The sequence below is a fragment of the Richelia sinica FACHB-800 genome (genome assembly GCF_014698825.1).
In the GTDB taxonomy this organism is placed as follows: Bacteria; Cyanobacteriota; Cyanobacteriia; order Cyanobacteriales; family Nostocaceae; genus FACHB-800.
In genome coordinates, this window is record NZ_JACJTT010000020.1 from 82,131 (window position 1) to 95,454 (window position 13,324).

General features: G+C 39.7%; 14 protein-coding genes and 1 pseudogene. 4 read left to right on the top strand and 11 right to left on the bottom strand.

Features of this window, described 5'->3' with window-relative positions:
- Window positions 1–127: 127 nt before the first annotated feature.
- From H6G73_RS14835 to H6G73_RS14845, 3 genes are read right to left on the bottom strand one after another with little or no spacing between them, the layout of a single operon-like run.
- Window positions 128–274: a hypothetical protein gene (locus H6G73_RS14835; RefSeq protein ID WP_190605785.1), complete on the bottom strand. Its 147-nt coding sequence runs from the start codon at window positions 272–274 to the stop codon at window positions 128–130.
- A gap of 5 nt (window positions 275–279) precedes the next feature.
- Window positions 280–582, bottom strand: coding sequence for a type II toxin-antitoxin system RelE/ParE family toxin (locus H6G73_RS14840; RefSeq protein ID WP_190605743.1), 303 nt, complete (start codon window positions 580–582; stop codon window positions 280–282).
- 9 nt (window positions 583–591) lie between these two features.
- Complete coding sequence (locus H6G73_RS14845) at window positions 592–849, bottom strand: type II toxin-antitoxin system ParD family antitoxin (protein ID WP_190605745.1); 258 nt, start codon at window positions 847–849, stop codon at window positions 592–594.
- 114 nt (window positions 850–963) lie between these two features.
- On the opposite strand from H6G73_RS14845, the gene H6G73_RS14850 reads away from it, so the two are divergent.
- On the top strand, window positions 964–1,308 hold the full coding sequence (locus H6G73_RS14850) for a hypothetical protein (protein ID WP_190605747.1): 345 nt from the start codon (window positions 964–966) through the stop codon (window positions 1,306–1,308).
- A gap of 171 nt (window positions 1,309–1,479) precedes the next feature.
- Here the strand turns inward: H6G73_RS14850 and H6G73_RS14855 are convergent, their stop codons facing one another.
- From H6G73_RS14855 to nifB, 6 genes and pseudogenes are all read right to left on the bottom strand, one after another.
- Window positions 1,480–2,079: a hypothetical protein gene (locus H6G73_RS14855; protein WP_190605749.1), complete on the bottom strand. Its 600-nt coding sequence runs from the start codon at window positions 2,077–2,079 to the stop codon at window positions 1,480–1,482.
- A 392-nt stretch (window positions 2,080–2,471) separates the two neighbouring features.
- Window positions 2,472–2,906 (bottom strand): annotated as a pseudogene (locus H6G73_RS14860) (AAA family ATPase); the annotation flags it as partial.
- A gap of 224 nt (window positions 2,907–3,130) precedes the next feature.
- Window positions 3,131–4,033 (bottom strand): Fe-S cluster assembly protein NifU, encoded by a 903-nt coding sequence (gene nifU / locus H6G73_RS14865; RefSeq protein WP_190605751.1) that lies wholly within the window; start codon window positions 4,031–4,033, stop codon window positions 3,131–3,133.
- 129 nt (window positions 4,034–4,162) lie between these two features.
- Window positions 4,163–5,371, bottom strand: a complete 1,209-nt coding sequence (gene nifS / locus H6G73_RS14870) for a cysteine desulfurase NifS (protein WP_190605753.1) — start codon at window positions 5,369–5,371, stop codon at window positions 4,163–4,165.
- Between the two features lie 150 nt (window positions 5,372–5,521).
- Window positions 5,522–5,869 carry a 4Fe-4S binding protein gene (locus H6G73_RS14875; protein WP_190605755.1) on the bottom strand — a complete coding sequence of 116 codons (348 nt, stop codon included), beginning with the start codon at window positions 5,867–5,869 and terminating at the stop codon, window positions 5,522–5,524.
- A 197-nt stretch (window positions 5,870–6,066) separates the two neighbouring features.
- Entirely contained in the window at window positions 6,067–7,503 is a 1,437-nt protein-coding gene (gene nifB, locus H6G73_RS14880; protein ID WP_190605757.1) for a nitrogenase cofactor biosynthesis protein NifB, read from the bottom strand.
- Window positions 7,504–8,704: 1,201 nt separating this feature from the next.
- Here nifB and H6G73_RS14885 point away from each other — a divergent pair.
- Complete coding sequence (locus tag H6G73_RS14885) at window positions 8,705–9,649, top strand: NAD(P)-dependent alcohol dehydrogenase (protein WP_190605759.1); 945 nt, start codon at window positions 8,705–8,707, stop codon at window positions 9,647–9,649.
- A 114-nt stretch (window positions 9,650–9,763) separates the two neighbouring features.
- Window positions 9,764–10,216: a DUF1622 domain-containing protein gene (locus H6G73_RS14890; RefSeq protein ID WP_242034208.1), complete on the top strand. Its 453-nt coding sequence runs from the start codon at window positions 9,764–9,766 to the stop codon at window positions 10,214–10,216.
- Window positions 10,217–10,233: 17 nt separating this feature from the next.
- Here H6G73_RS14890 and H6G73_RS14895 read toward each other — a convergent pair whose 3' ends face one another.
- Window positions 10,234–10,779, bottom strand: a complete 546-nt coding sequence (locus H6G73_RS14895) for a hypothetical protein (protein ID WP_190605763.1) — start codon at window positions 10,777–10,779, stop codon at window positions 10,234–10,236.
- A gap of 134 nt (window positions 10,780–10,913) precedes the next feature.
- A complete protein-coding gene (locus tag H6G73_RS14900; RefSeq protein WP_190605765.1) occupies window positions 10,914–12,002 on the bottom strand; it encodes a peptidoglycan DD-metalloendopeptidase family protein in 1,089 nt (362 codons plus the stop codon).
- Between the two features lie 153 nt (window positions 12,003–12,155).
- On the opposite strand from H6G73_RS14900, the gene H6G73_RS14905 reads away from it, so the two are divergent.
- On the top strand, window positions 12,156–13,229 hold the full coding sequence (locus tag H6G73_RS14905; protein WP_190605767.1) for a helix-turn-helix transcriptional regulator: 1,074 nt from the start codon (window positions 12,156–12,158) through the stop codon (window positions 13,227–13,229).
- The last annotated feature ends 95 nt before the right edge of the window (window positions 13,230–13,324 follow it).

Genomic DNA, 13,324 nt, shown 5'->3' on the forward strand with positions numbered 1-13,324 from the left:
GCTCAAACGTAGGGTTACGGAGTCTCTATCAAATTGAGTAAAAATCAGAAGAAAAAATACTGCAAGTGTTAGATAATTTACCGCAGATATCAATTTATTCCACTCGATAAAAGAAATTATTCCGCTTTCAAGCATGGTCTTCTTGCTTTGGCTTTGCTGCTGTTAGCATATCTGATAATCTTTTGGCAGCTTCATGGGCATCATAAGGAGACCAAACAATAGCTTCAGTAGATGCTAATTTCTCTATTAAATTTCTAATTTCTTGCGCTTCCATATTATTTAATCTCTAAATTCTTCAAACAAATTCGTCAAATCTCTTTTTCCATAAACCACGCGGACAATCTCAATTCCATCTTCACACGGATAGTAAAATATAATGTAATTATTAACGATAAAGCCACACAAATTAGATGTTATCCAAGAATAATCCTTCCCCATATTGGGAAAGCCAGCCACTAGCTTACATTTTTGTCGAATATCATCAAACAGGTTGCTTGCTGCTTTAATATCAGTTTGCCCGATAAATTCACAAATTTCATTGATGTCTTTAACTGCTAGTTCAGAGAAAACGTAACTACTCATATCTTAGATTTAGCTGTTTTCCATCCGTTCTAGCTTTTCTTGTAATTGTTGAAAAACTAATTCACCATCAATAACTTTGCCCTCGCGAATTTGTTGAGTTCCTTCAGCAATTTTCTCTTTTAACTCAAACAACTCCTTTTCTTTTGCATCATGTTGCTCTAAAAGTTGAAATGCTACTGCTAATAAATCATCAATACTTTTATACTTACCTTGCTGTAATTTCTGGAGAATAAATTTTTCTTGCTCTGGCTTGACTGGAATTTGCATTTTTATCTCCTCGTGTTTGAGTTTATAAGTCATGATATATGTGCAGTGATTAACGTTACATACTACATATTATTACTGATGTGAGCCGAATATTCGTACTTACATATATTATAGTTGTTCTCCAATGCTCAATACCAGAAAAGCGATCGCTCTCTTAACATACATACCCGAAAAGCGATCGCACCCCAACAACCCAACTCTCGAAAAGCGATCGCTCTCTTAACCTGCATACCCGAAATGAGATCGCACCCCAACAACCCAACTCTCGAAAAGCGATCGCTCTCCACAAACCACATTGCAGAAAAGCAATCACACTCTCAACCCGCATCACCTAAAAGCGATCGCTCTCTTAACCTACATACCCGAAATGCGATCGCACCCCCACAACCCAACACCCAAAAAGCGATCGCACCTACAACCAAACACCAAAAAAGCGATACCTTCGGTAAGCTTCGCTAACGCACCTCACAACCCAAACACCAGAAATGCGATCGCACTCAAACCAAACACCGGAAAAGCTATCCCCATCCTAAAAGACTGCTGGATGTGCGACCAATTACAGTGGAAAGTGATTGAATCATTTTAACTAAAGCTAACAATGAACTATTCTATATTTCAATTATAGTTAACTTAATTTTTCGGTTTTTGTAAAGGGGTTTCCGCAATTACAATATCAAAATCATTAATAAATAATTTACTAATATCTCCTAATGCAAGCTTACTGTTGCTATTTCCCAAGTCCTTGCGAATTGCTCTCAGTAAAGCTTCAACTTTTAGAAAACCTTCTAAAGAATCGCTATTTTGCCAATCGTATAACTTAAATTCCGACCAAGCCTGGATAACTTCTGGACTACCCCAAATTATCAGTTTCTCAGTAAATAATTGAAATGCCTTTCTTAGCTCTTCTTGAGTTGGTTTGTCATCACCATTCTTTTCTGCAAAAATAAGGGAAAAGAATATTTCTATTTGTTTTTCATATACTGGAATCTTTTTTTCTCGAATATCCTGCTGAATTTTTACCTGCTGTTCCCATAACTTTCCTATCACAAGAGTTAAAACAGCAATAGATACAGTTACACCACCCGTAATAATGGCTTTACCAAGATCAGAGTCAATACTATTTAGTTTATCGATAAGTGCAGATATGAACCAATATAAACCCATACCTAATAGTATAACTGTTACCAGAGAAACAAAAAGACTTACAGGCTTTTGTTGGCTATGATTCATAGGTGTTTCAAATTTGAATTGTGGCAAACTACTTTAATGTAACATACTTGTAATAAGGTTGCATTAATTTATCAAAATCTACTCAGTGCGGATTACCGAACTTATATAAATTAAACTTCTCATCACTAGGGAAATTAGCATTTAATTCTATTACTGAAAATATGAGTTTCGTTCTTTTAATCACCAATCAATAGTAAATCCTTAATCAGTAACCCATTTATCAAAAATCATGTATCCCCATTGACACAAGGTAAAAAATAGGGTAAAAACCCATATAAACCCCCAACAAAAACCCCATTTCCCCAAAAAATTATCAGGGCAAAAATAGGGAACAAAAAAACAAAAATCCTCAAACAATTGCACCAACAAAAACCCTAAACAACCCCCCCTTAACCTTCACGGATAGGCATAGCGAAACCACCACATACAACGTCACCTAATACGTCGTAGGAAACGAAGTCTAAGTCTGTGTAAGCACCGTTTTCTTCCAAGAAGTTAATAGCGGTGATAATACCACGACCTGCACAACCTACACCGGGTTCTGGACCACCAGACTCTACGCACTTAACACCACGGAAACCGGTCAACATTACTTCTTCGAGTTCCAGGTCTTCTACAGCGCCTCTTTCAGCAGCCAAGTGAAGAACGGTGGTTTGAGCTTTGGAGTGCAGCATCAAACGGGTAGAGTCAGCTTTAGGGTCGCAACCTACGATCAGAATGCGTTGACCCATTTCAGCCATAGCTGCCAGGGTGTTTTGAGAGGTTGTAGATTTACCGATACCGCCCTTGCCGTAGAAAGCTATCTGTCTAATTCTTTCGTCGCTCATTGTTCGTGTTTCCTAGTATTAGTTGGTTGATTTAGTGGGTCTGTTTTTCGTTGCTTCTCACGCCTATGTATCTACGGCAGTGAGCGTGTATAGAACGTCGCTACGGTGGCGAACGCTCTACCAAAAATAGAGTTAGTATTGAGAGCATAGTGTTTATTGGGTTGTCAGGATTTCTGGTTTTTAGGTGTAGGGGTTTAGCGATGCTAAACCTTAATTTTCAATTACTACACTGCTTCGACAATGATGTCTTTGCTGATGCGATCGCGTAATCTTGCTTCAATCGCTATTTTTAAGGTCGCGGTGCTGCTAGAACATGAACCACAAGCACCTTGGAGTTTTACTTTTACCTTATCGCCTTCTATATCGTAGAGTTCAACATCTCCACCGTCAGCGATTAAAACCGGTCTAACTTCTTCATCAAGAACTTTTTGAATTAGGGCTATTTTCTGAACATTAGTTAATGCTTTTTGTTGCCCTAAACTAGAAACTTCTGTCTTAGCTTTCGCGCCGTTGGTGTTGAGATTTTGTTTGGCGGATTCTTGCTTTACTTCACTTATTATATCATCAATCTTCGCTAAACAGGAACCGCATCCGCCACCAGCTTTCACATAATTTGTTACCTGCTCCGCACTGGTAAGATTATTTTCTAATACCACACGGCGAATTTTGTTTTCGCTAATGCCAAAGCAGGTGCAAACTAAGGTGCCTTCATCATCGTCATCGTGGGCAACACGAGGAATGCCTCTGTAATTATAGATAGCAGCTTCTAGAGCTTCTTGTCCCATTACAGAACAGTGCATTTTCGCTTCTGGTAAACCACCCAAATAATCAGCAATTTCTTTATTTGTGACTTTTAAGGCTTCATCTAATGTTAAACCTTTAATCATTTCTGTCAGGGCACTGGAAGAAGCGATCGCACTGGTGCAACCAAAGGTTTGAAAGCGAGCGTCTAAAATTTTGTCTGTGGCTACTTCCACCTTCAAATGTAATCTTAAAGCATCACCACAAGAAATACTGCCGACATCACCAGTTGCTACTTTCACACCAGGTTCATTTGTAGCTTCAATTACGCCCTGGTTTTTGGGATTGTAAAACAATTCTAATACTTTATCTGTGTAGTCCCACATTGCTGATTTTGGATGTTAGATTTTGGATTATAAGAACTCATTGAGAGTGGGTAGGGGTTTAGTGGTGCTAAACCCTTACAAGGTACAGGATTCAGGAATTCACTTTTCTACTGTTACCTGCCACCTAATCTACCGATTGACCAGTGTTTGTTCCTGTTGTTGTAACCATTCCACGTCATCACTCTTGAAGGGTGATAATGAACGTAAATGTTCAACAATACCAGGCATAACTGAAATAACTTGCTCAATTTCGGCTTCTGTGGTGTAGCGACAAAGGCTGAACCGAATAGAACCATGTAAGGTTGTGTAAGGTAAGCCCATTGCTCGTAATACGTGGGATGGTTCTAGAGAGCCAGATGTACAAGCAGAACCAGAGGATGCACAGATACCGTATTTATTCAAATGCAGGAGAATTGCTTCACCTTCGATGTATTTAAAACCAATGTTGGTGGTGTTCGGCAATCTCTGCGTTGGATGACCGTTCACTTCACAATCGGGAATTGTAGCGAGTAAAGTTTGTTCCAAGCGATCGCGCAATTTTCTCTCTCTCTTGGTTGCTTCTTCAAAGTGTAACAGTTCCAATTCCGCAGCCTTGCCTAAACCGATGATGCCTGGGACATTCTCAGTACCTGCTCGGCGACCTCTTTCTTGATGTCCACCAATGAGCAGGGGACGGAATCTCACACCACGTCTAACGTACAAAGCACCAATACCCTTGGGAGCGTGGATTTTATGACCAGACATTGTTAACATATCGATTGTGCTGGTCTTCATGTTCAAGGGTAACTTACCTACCGCTTGTACTGCATCGACATGGAACAACGCTCCATACTCTTTTACTCTAGCACCAATTTCCTCAATTGGGAAGATTACGCCAGTTTCATTATTGGCATACATCAAAGTTACCAAAGCGGTGTTACCTGTCAAAGAGGCTTCCAATTCATTCAAATCTATCTGCCCTTGATGGTTTACAGACAAATAGGTAACTTGATAACCTTGGGATTCTAATTGTTTGCAGACATTGAGAACTGCGGGATGTTCCACCTGGGAGGTGATGATGTGTCTTCTATCTGGGTGAGCTAACAAAGCCGCACGAATTGCCGCATTATCGCCTTCTGTACCACAACTGGTAAATACGATTTCTGAATCTTCTGCACCTAACAAAGCAGCAACTTGTTTTCTCGCTGTGCTGACTGCCTTTGCTAATTGCCCACCAAAGGTGTGCATACTAGAAGGGTTGCCGTAAAAATCGCGCAGATAAGGCAGCATTGCCTCAATTACTTCTGGGTCTACCTTTGTGGTAGCGTTATTATCCAGATAGATGCAATTCTTTTGCATAATTACCGTATAAATGGGTATTCGTAATTCGTAATTCGTAATTCCTAATAGGTGATTGGTGATGGGGAATTAGTAATTAGTAATTGGTGATTGGTTGGTTTTCACCCCTGCTTCTTCTACTGTCACCTATCACCTGTCACCTGTCACCTACTATGCCACTACTTCCTGTTGGCGTTTTTTCAACTGTTCAGCAATTTTTTGAGAATAAGTGTTATACCAACACTCCCAATAATCTTGTTTCTTAGTTAATTTCGCTATGACGCGATTATATTTAGCAAACCAATTTTCCCAATAATCACTGGGTTCTTTTACGCAACCATGACTGGTGGGGCAAACCGCTTTACATTGAGGTACGGTGTGAATACTACCAACACAGTGGGTGCAAAGTTCAGAATCAATGAAGTGATTACCGCTATCATCTATTTTCACTGCACCAGTGGGACAAACAGACACACAAAGATGGCAAGAGATACACGTTCCTGTGATTTTGTAAGCCATGATTATTCCCTTTTTGTGAATTGGTAATTGGTGAAGCGGGATTTGGTGAAGCGGTAATAGGGAATCGATAATAGGGAATTGGTAATTGGTGAAGCGGGATTTGGTGAGTAAAATTATTATTCTCTGTCACCTATCACCTGTCACCTGTCACCTATCACCTATCTCCTAACCGTCACCAAATACCCATTACCCATGACCTACTGCTTAACCGATTCTTGGTAAAACTCTAAGGCAACTTTCTCAATTACGTCGTATGCTTCAATAGCCTGAATGCCTGCTTGTTGCAATTTCTCTTTGGGAGAGTTACCTATCTTAGAAACTAGAACAGCTTTACAATCTGCGATCGCCTTAATTATATTGTCAAATGTGGCTTCTTCACCGTATCCACCTTGACAAAACTGGTCAATCTTGCGATGGCTGACAAAGCGAACTTCACTACCATCCACTTCGTAAATTTGGAACTCCTTAGCATGACCGAAGTGTTGGTTAATCAAACCGCCACCTTTGGTAGCCACTGCCACTAAAATCTTAGGACTGTTGGTAGGCTTGTTACCATTCCGTACCTTGTCTTTTGCTGTTTTTAGTTCTTCTCTAAACTTCTCGATCCCTTCGTGGACTTCTTGGCGTTTTTCCAAATTGTATTCTGGAGCCATTTCCAAGAACTTATCTTTGGTAAATTCTTGGCTGCGGTCTTCCCCTAGCAATCCTACTGCATCGGCTCGACACTGGCGACAGTGACGCATCATTTTCATGTTGCCAGCACATTGGTCTTGCACTGCTTTCAACTCAGTCAATGTGGGGCCACGTTGACCAGTTAAACCGAACTGTGTACCATGTTCCGGTGCAGAAATCAGGGGCATAATGTTGTGCAAGAATGCACCATTTTCCCGGATGACTTTGTTGACTTCTATCAAGTGTTGGTCATTAATGCCCGGAATCATCACCGAGTTAACTTTACACAAGATATCAGCTTCTTTCAGAGCTTGCAGTCCTTCTAGTTGCTTTTCTAGCAGAATTTTCGCACCTTCAACGCCTCTGTAACGTTTCCGTTTATAGTGAACCCAAGAGTAAATCTGTGCGCCGATTTCTGGGTCAATGGTGTTAAGGGTGATAGTAACGTGATCTATATTTAATTGTTTAATGCGATCGATATATTCGGGTAGCATTAAACCGTTGGTTGATAAGCAAAGCTTAATATCTGGTGCTTGATCAGCAATCAACTCAAAGGTACGGAAGGTCTTTTCTGGGTTCGCCAAGGGGTCTCCAGGCCCCGCAATTCCCAACACTGTCATTTGGGGAATCTTGCCAGCAATCACCAAAACTTTGTGAGCAGCTTCTTCTGGTGTCAGCAACTCGCTCACAACTCCAGGACGACTTTCGTTAGCACAGTCATACTTGCGGTTACAATAGTTACATTGAATATTGCAAGCTGGGGCAACGGCAACGTGCATCCGGGCATAGTGGTGATGCGCTTCTTCGCTATAACAAGGGTGTTTGGCGATGCGTTCTTTGAGCTTTTCGTCCATTTCGCTAGAGGTGTTGCTGCTAGTACAGCCGCAGCCACCTGCTTTAGCTTGGGAAATGGTGGGTTCCTGTTCGGAGGAGGTGAGGAGTCCTGTAGCCGGTATTGTCATTGAATTTCGCAAAGGTCGGTGGACGGGATGCCACTGTGGGAGATGCCGTTGCTACTTCCAATGCCTGTGAATTCAAGTCGCGTCTTATACTCACTTTGCCCGCAAGTTTTGACCCTGGAGCGGTAGGACAGCCTGATAATGGGCTGATCAAGTAGGGCGGGCTAAAAGTCCTTGAGTTTCGGCTGGTGTGTCAACATTGGGGTCTAGGTAGACTAAATGTGTACAGCCGCGACTTTGATTCACTCCAGGCATGGTGCTATCTCATCCCTCACGGGCGGGGACCCCTTACATGGGGGGAAACCCAGCCCCTATCACTTTTCGCTGTTTACTTGGTATTTGTAAAGGAGCGTTAAGTGATTGGCGATAAATGATTTATATCAGCCGCCTGCCAGCTTTGCGTTCTGCCTTATGAGAATAGAATTTATTGGATTTATTATCTATGTACTCAAAAATAGCAAAGCCCATGTTTGCTATGTTTACGAAACTTAAAAATTTTTTTTGGGTAGGGGTACTAGTATTTTTCAGTTGGGGTACGAGTATTTATGGTTAGGGGTTCAGGATTTCTTTGTACTCACCTTAAACCCAATCTCTGCATGGGATCGAGCTAATTTTTAATAATTTTTAAGTTACACTCATCTGTACTCATGATTCCTTGAAATTCTGCTTTAAGCCTTAATAGATGAGGGTTTTGGGGAAAAACTGGAGTAGGATACGCCTTACTACTCCAGATACGTGCGAAATTCAATTCTGTATACAACATATCATTTTTTTTATCATAAAAATGCAGTTCATATTTTCTTAAGTTTCAGATTATTAATAACATTAATTTGATTTATAAGTCTTGCTGTTTAAGGGCTGTAGCTTACTGCAATTCAATAAAATGATGGAGTTTTTTTTCATAAATTTTAACTTTTGCCTCCTAGTTGTTAGTTTTTTGTATTCTTAATCTCAGTTCAACAATGAGAAAAAATCGCAAGTTGGGCAGATAGTGAATGGCGATCGCTTCTATAATCCTGAAATTTGAAATCTGCTCGGACGCTCAACAGTTGTCTTGATTAGACTGTAATTATGGAAAACAAGTCTCTATGATTTTGAATTTTATGTTTTTGGATTGATGCTGGCCTTCACCCTGGTGGGTGATGCTATGGGGTGAGGAGTTCAGAGTTTATAATCAGAAATTGAGGGTGCAAGGAAAAATACTATGAAAGCAGTAGTTATCCGTCAGTATGGGTCGCCAGAAGTGTTGCAGTATGAGGATGTGGCACAACCAACAATAAAACCTGACCAGGTACTAGTGAAAATTCATGCTAGTAGTGTTAATCCCATTGATTGGAAAATCCGCAAGGGAATGCTGAAGCTAATTACAGGTAACAAGTTTCCGAAAATACTGGGCTTTGACTTAGCGGGGGAAGTTGTTGAGGTTGGTTCTCAAGTAACTCGCTTTCAAGCAGGAGATGCAGTTTATGGTAATGCGGGTTTGGGTGGTGGTGCTTATGCAGAATATGCTGCTGTTGGGGAAAAGTATTTGGCTCCCAAACCTAACAATATGAGTTATGAAGAAGCTGCTGCTGTGCCTGGAGGGGCGCTGACGGCGCTACAAGCCCTGCGAGACTTAGGGAAGATTCAATCAGGTCACAGGGTATTGATTAATGGTGCTGGGGGTGGTGTAGGCAGCTTTGGGGTGCAAATTGCCAAGGCTTTGGGTGCAGAGGTAACTGGTGTTTGCAGTGGTAATAAGTTAGAGTTGGTGAAATCTTTGGGTGCAGATTTAGTAATAGACTATACGCAACAGGATTTTACTGACGGTAATGTGCAATACGATATTATTTTGGATGCGGTGGCTAAACGCGCCTTTGGAAACTGTAAACGGGTTTTAACGCCTCAGGGAGTTTATATTTCTACTCTTCCTATTCCAGAAGTAATTGTGCAATCTGTGTTAACGTCTGTTTTACCAGGACAAAAGGCTAAGTTGGTGTTTGAAAACCCCAATAGTCAAGATTTGATTTATTTGCAAGGTTTGATAGAAGCGGGTAAAATCCGGGCTGTGATTGATCGGATCTATCCTTTGGCTGAGTTAGCTGCTGCTCATGCTTATAGTGAAAGTGAAAGGGCAGGTGGGAAAATAGCGATCGCTATTCCTGGTTAATTAGGTTATTTTGCTAAAAATATTATTCACTCAACTAACCAAAGAGTAGATCAACAGTGAGATTTGATGAGAAGAGACGGAACCCAGGATTCATGGATTAATTTGATATTGCCTTTGGGTCTAATTCTAGGGTTAGTTCTACTTTTGAGCTTGAATATAGAAGGCAACAACCAAGGTAGAGAAACTACTGCTTTGGAGATATGGTTGAAAGTCATTGTTGGTTATTTAGCAGCAGGAACAGAAATTGCCGCAGCAATAGTCATTGGTGGAGCAGTGATTCGTAGTATTGTTGCCTATTTGCGGTTATTGTTCTCTCGCTCCAAACAACATTTTGATGCTACAGAAGGAGTTCGTCTGCAATTGGGAAGAGTCCTGGCTTTGGGTTTGGAGTTTACTGTTGCTAGCGACATATTACGGACGGCAGTAGCACCAACTCGCCAAGATATTTTAAATTTGGGGGCAATTGTTTTACTGCGAACTTTACTGAATTATTTCTTAGAGCGGGAGATTGAGCAGGGAGAGCAACGCCGTTTACCCCAGCCGCAGCTTGATAGGAGTGTACAATGAAATCCCAACTTTAAACATTAAGGATTGTTGGGTATTGAGAAATTACTAAGTTGGCAAATAGTATCTGGATTAACACCATTTCTTATTGCTGCTGACCTCGCATTAATACAAGTAGTAATAATACTGGCACTTGCTCTAATTACTTCCCTTTTATTCTCATTTTCTTGTCTGATTTTTTCTAAATTACTTTGATTAGTACAGGGATTGGTATTAAAAGTAGTGAAAATTTGATAAATATCTTGATTACCATTATTGATATAGCCACCTGAAATCGATAAACCACATTGACTGCCGTAGGAACTATAACCGCTAAAGCTGGAACTAAAAGCAGAGATACCTTGGTTAAGAGTATTTGTGTTTAAATAAGATGAAGTTTCAATAGAGGGATTTATACTAGTATTTGTTGTTGGTAGCACAGTAGTAGATGTATCAGAATTTAATGTAGTATCCTCTTCAGGAGATACAGCAGTATTTCCACCTCCTGCTGCTAAAGAAATAGAGGCATAGATATTAGAAAAGAATAGATAAATTAGACAAAAATACCATCTATTTATTTTATTCATAATTTTTATTTAGCCTATTTATTTATTATGAATTAAGGGTTTAGCATTGCTAAACCCCCACAAAGGAAAAAAGTGAAGTCATTTAATGTATTGAGCCAGATTCATAATATTGAATCTCATTGCTACAAAAACACTTAACGCCGTCTCATTTGCCAGTAATCTTTTAAAGGATTATAAGTACGGGTGCGGAAATCATCTTTGGTGACTGCACGTGGTTTTTGTAATGCTCCATAGGGATAAGCGGAACGAGTAATTTCGTAGTGTAGATGTGGACTTGCTGCCGCTGTACTACCTGTATTAGCAACAATTTGACCTGCTGTAACATTTTGCCCTGGAGAAACGAGAAATTTATTCAAGTGCTTATAGATATGATTAACACCATTAACATCTTGAATGGTCAATAAACCCCATGTCATATCAGCAACAATAACTTTACCGGAAACAAGGGTTTTAACAGGAGTTCCTGATGGTGCAGAAATATCAATTCCGCCATGATATCCGTAACCGCCCCCTGTTGCACTATAGTAGTCATCAGAGATATAAGCTCCTTCAATTCGGAAAACCTGTCCAAATAAAGAATTGGATAAATCTCGATAAATTTGAGTAACAGGAGAACTACCATTATTAATGCTAGTTAATGCTGCTGCACTGTTAATTGAACTCTCCCATTGAGCATCAGACCATTTTAATAGATTGTTAAAGTAACTTCCTGTTGGTGGAGGTGAAGTTTGATTTGCGCTACTACGAAAATTTTGATTAGCAGTATTGGCACATCCGGTTAATTGAATTTTACCGCCATTGGCACGGTAAGGCATCTCTATACATAAGTTTGTATTGGCAAGTTGAATTGAAAAATAACCATTTCCTCGATCAATTTGCTTCCAATTCTGATCACCATCGTTAGGATTACAAGGACGAACATTGAACTGTGCACCAGCCCAGTGACGATAAGCATTTAGACAAAGACCTGTAGAACCGTGTTTGAAGAGAATTCCATCTTTATTTCCCTGTAAACGGTCAAATTGTTGATCAATATCACCGTCATTGCGTTTCCATGATGACATGATTGGTGAGCTATCAATCCGAATAAATTGATTATTAGTATTGAGTGCAAAACCATCAATGTATAATGTTTCAGCTGCTTGTGCTGATCCAGCTGTAGCTACTACTGATAAAGCAAAAACCCCGGAAGCGAGTGTATTTTTACGGCTAATCTGTGCCATAATAACCTCCAATAATATGTTTAATCAACCGTCCTAACCCCGTGAAGGCTAGGACTTTTTGTTCCGTGTCTAAAGTTTCACGTATAAGCCATAAACACCGCTATAAACAGGTGTTAGTCTTGATAAACAACTTACATAAACGTTTGTCTACGGATGACTAAACAGGGATTTGAAAGAGCATTGCAAAAGCTAACACCAAAACGTAGAGAGGTGTTAGAACATTTTTTAGCTGGTAAAAGTGATGAAGACATTGCCCAATCTTTATACATCAGTAAATCTACTGTTAGACAGCACATTAGGAATATTTGTCAAGAACTCGGCTTAAAAAATGGTTGTAATGATGATGGAACTTCACAACGAGCCAATTTAATAGCCTTATTTGCTCAATACAAACCTGAGTTCCTACAACAAGCAACGCTCACAGAAGGCGAAAATAAGGGGAGTGAGAGTATTTTGCTCTCTAATACATCTACAGATAACAAGCAAGATGCTTGTGTGACAACACAAATAACAGAAGTTCCCCTTAACAAGGAAGATTCAGGGGAATCAGATCATAATTTCGTGGGTAGAGATGACGATATCGCATCTCTTGACAAACTCATTAATAAAGGTGCAAAAATTATCCAAATCATTGCACCTGGAGGGACTGGTAAAACTCGTTTGGCTCAGAAGTATCTTGAAATAAGGTTTAAAACAGTATTAGAGTTTCCTATTGGTAAAGAAAGAAAGGATATCGCATTAATAGATAATCTTTTAGAATTTAACCTGTGTAAATTAGGAGAAGAACCAGGACAGGAGTTCATGGTATCTTTACAACGATTAAAGCAGAAACTCCAAACACAGGAAATAGGTATATCAATAGATAACCTTGAAACTGCTTTAGATGGTTCTGGAAAGTTTATTGAACAGCATCGTAGTTATGTAGAATTGTTGCGTATTTTAACAGACTCTAGCATTAAGTCTATTACTCTTATTACCAGTCGTGAGCGTCTTTGTGAGGGTTTAGATATTACTCTGTATAAACTGCCTAGTTTAAATATAGAAGCATGGTATGAATATTGGCATCATCAAGAAATTAACCCAGATACTCCCATATTAACTGAAATTCACAAAGCCTATGGTGGTAATGCCTTGGCTATGAAAGTATTATGTAATCCCATTCTAAATGATTTCAATGGAGATATTATTGCTTATTGGAATGAAAATAAAACCGAGCAGAAATGTTGAATGTCGATACAAAACTTTACATCTTTAGATAGAGTAGCTCTAAAAAGCCTAAAATAGTCAACATAACATTATCTCCTCAAGCCAATGAACATAAC

What these genes read in the sequence shown, in the direction of transcription:
- H6G73_RS14835 (WP_190605785.1), bottom strand. Translation starts at nt 274, where the DNA reads ATGGAAGCGCAAGAAATTAGAAATTTAATAGAGAAATTAGCATCTACT.
- H6G73_RS14840 (WP_190605743.1), bottom strand. Translation starts at nt 582, where the DNA reads ATGAGTAGTTACGTTTTCTCTGAACTAGCAGTTAAAGACATCAATGAA.
- H6G73_RS14845 (WP_190605745.1), bottom strand. Translation starts at nt 849, where the DNA reads ATGCAAATTCCAGTCAAGCCAGAGCAAGAAAAATTTATTCTCCAGAAA.
- H6G73_RS14855 (WP_190605749.1), bottom strand. Translation starts at nt 2,079, where the DNA reads ATGAATCATAGCCAACAAAAGCCTGTAAGTCTTTTTGTTTCTCTGGTA.
- nifU (WP_190605751.1), bottom strand. Translation starts at nt 4,033, where the DNA reads ATGTGGGACTACACAGATAAAGTATTAGAATTGTTTTACAATCCCAAA.
- nifS (WP_190605753.1), bottom strand. Translation starts at nt 5,371, where the DNA reads ATGCAAAAGAATTGCATCTATCTGGATAATAACGCTACCACAAAGGTA.
- H6G73_RS14875 (WP_190605755.1), bottom strand. Translation starts at nt 5,869, where the DNA reads ATGGCTTACAAAATCACAGGAACGTGTATCTCTTGCCATCTTTGTGTG.
- nifB (WP_190605757.1), bottom strand. Translation starts at nt 7,503, where the DNA reads ATGACAATACCGGCTACAGGACTCCTCACCTCCTCCGAACAGGAACCC.
- H6G73_RS14885 (WP_190605759.1), top strand. Translation starts at nt 8,705, where the DNA reads ATGAAAGCAGTAGTTATCCGTCAGTATGGGTCGCCAGAAGTGTTGCAG.
- H6G73_RS14895 (WP_190605763.1), bottom strand. Translation starts at nt 10,779, where the DNA reads ATGAATAAAATAAATAGATGGTATTTTTGTCTAATTTATCTATTCTTT.
- H6G73_RS14900 (WP_190605765.1), bottom strand. Translation starts at nt 12,002, where the DNA reads ATGGCACAGATTAGCCGTAAAAATACACTCGCTTCCGGGGTTTTTGCT.
- H6G73_RS14905 (WP_190605767.1), top strand. Translation starts at nt 12,156, where the DNA reads ATGACTAAACAGGGATTTGAAAGAGCATTGCAAAAGCTAACACCAAAA.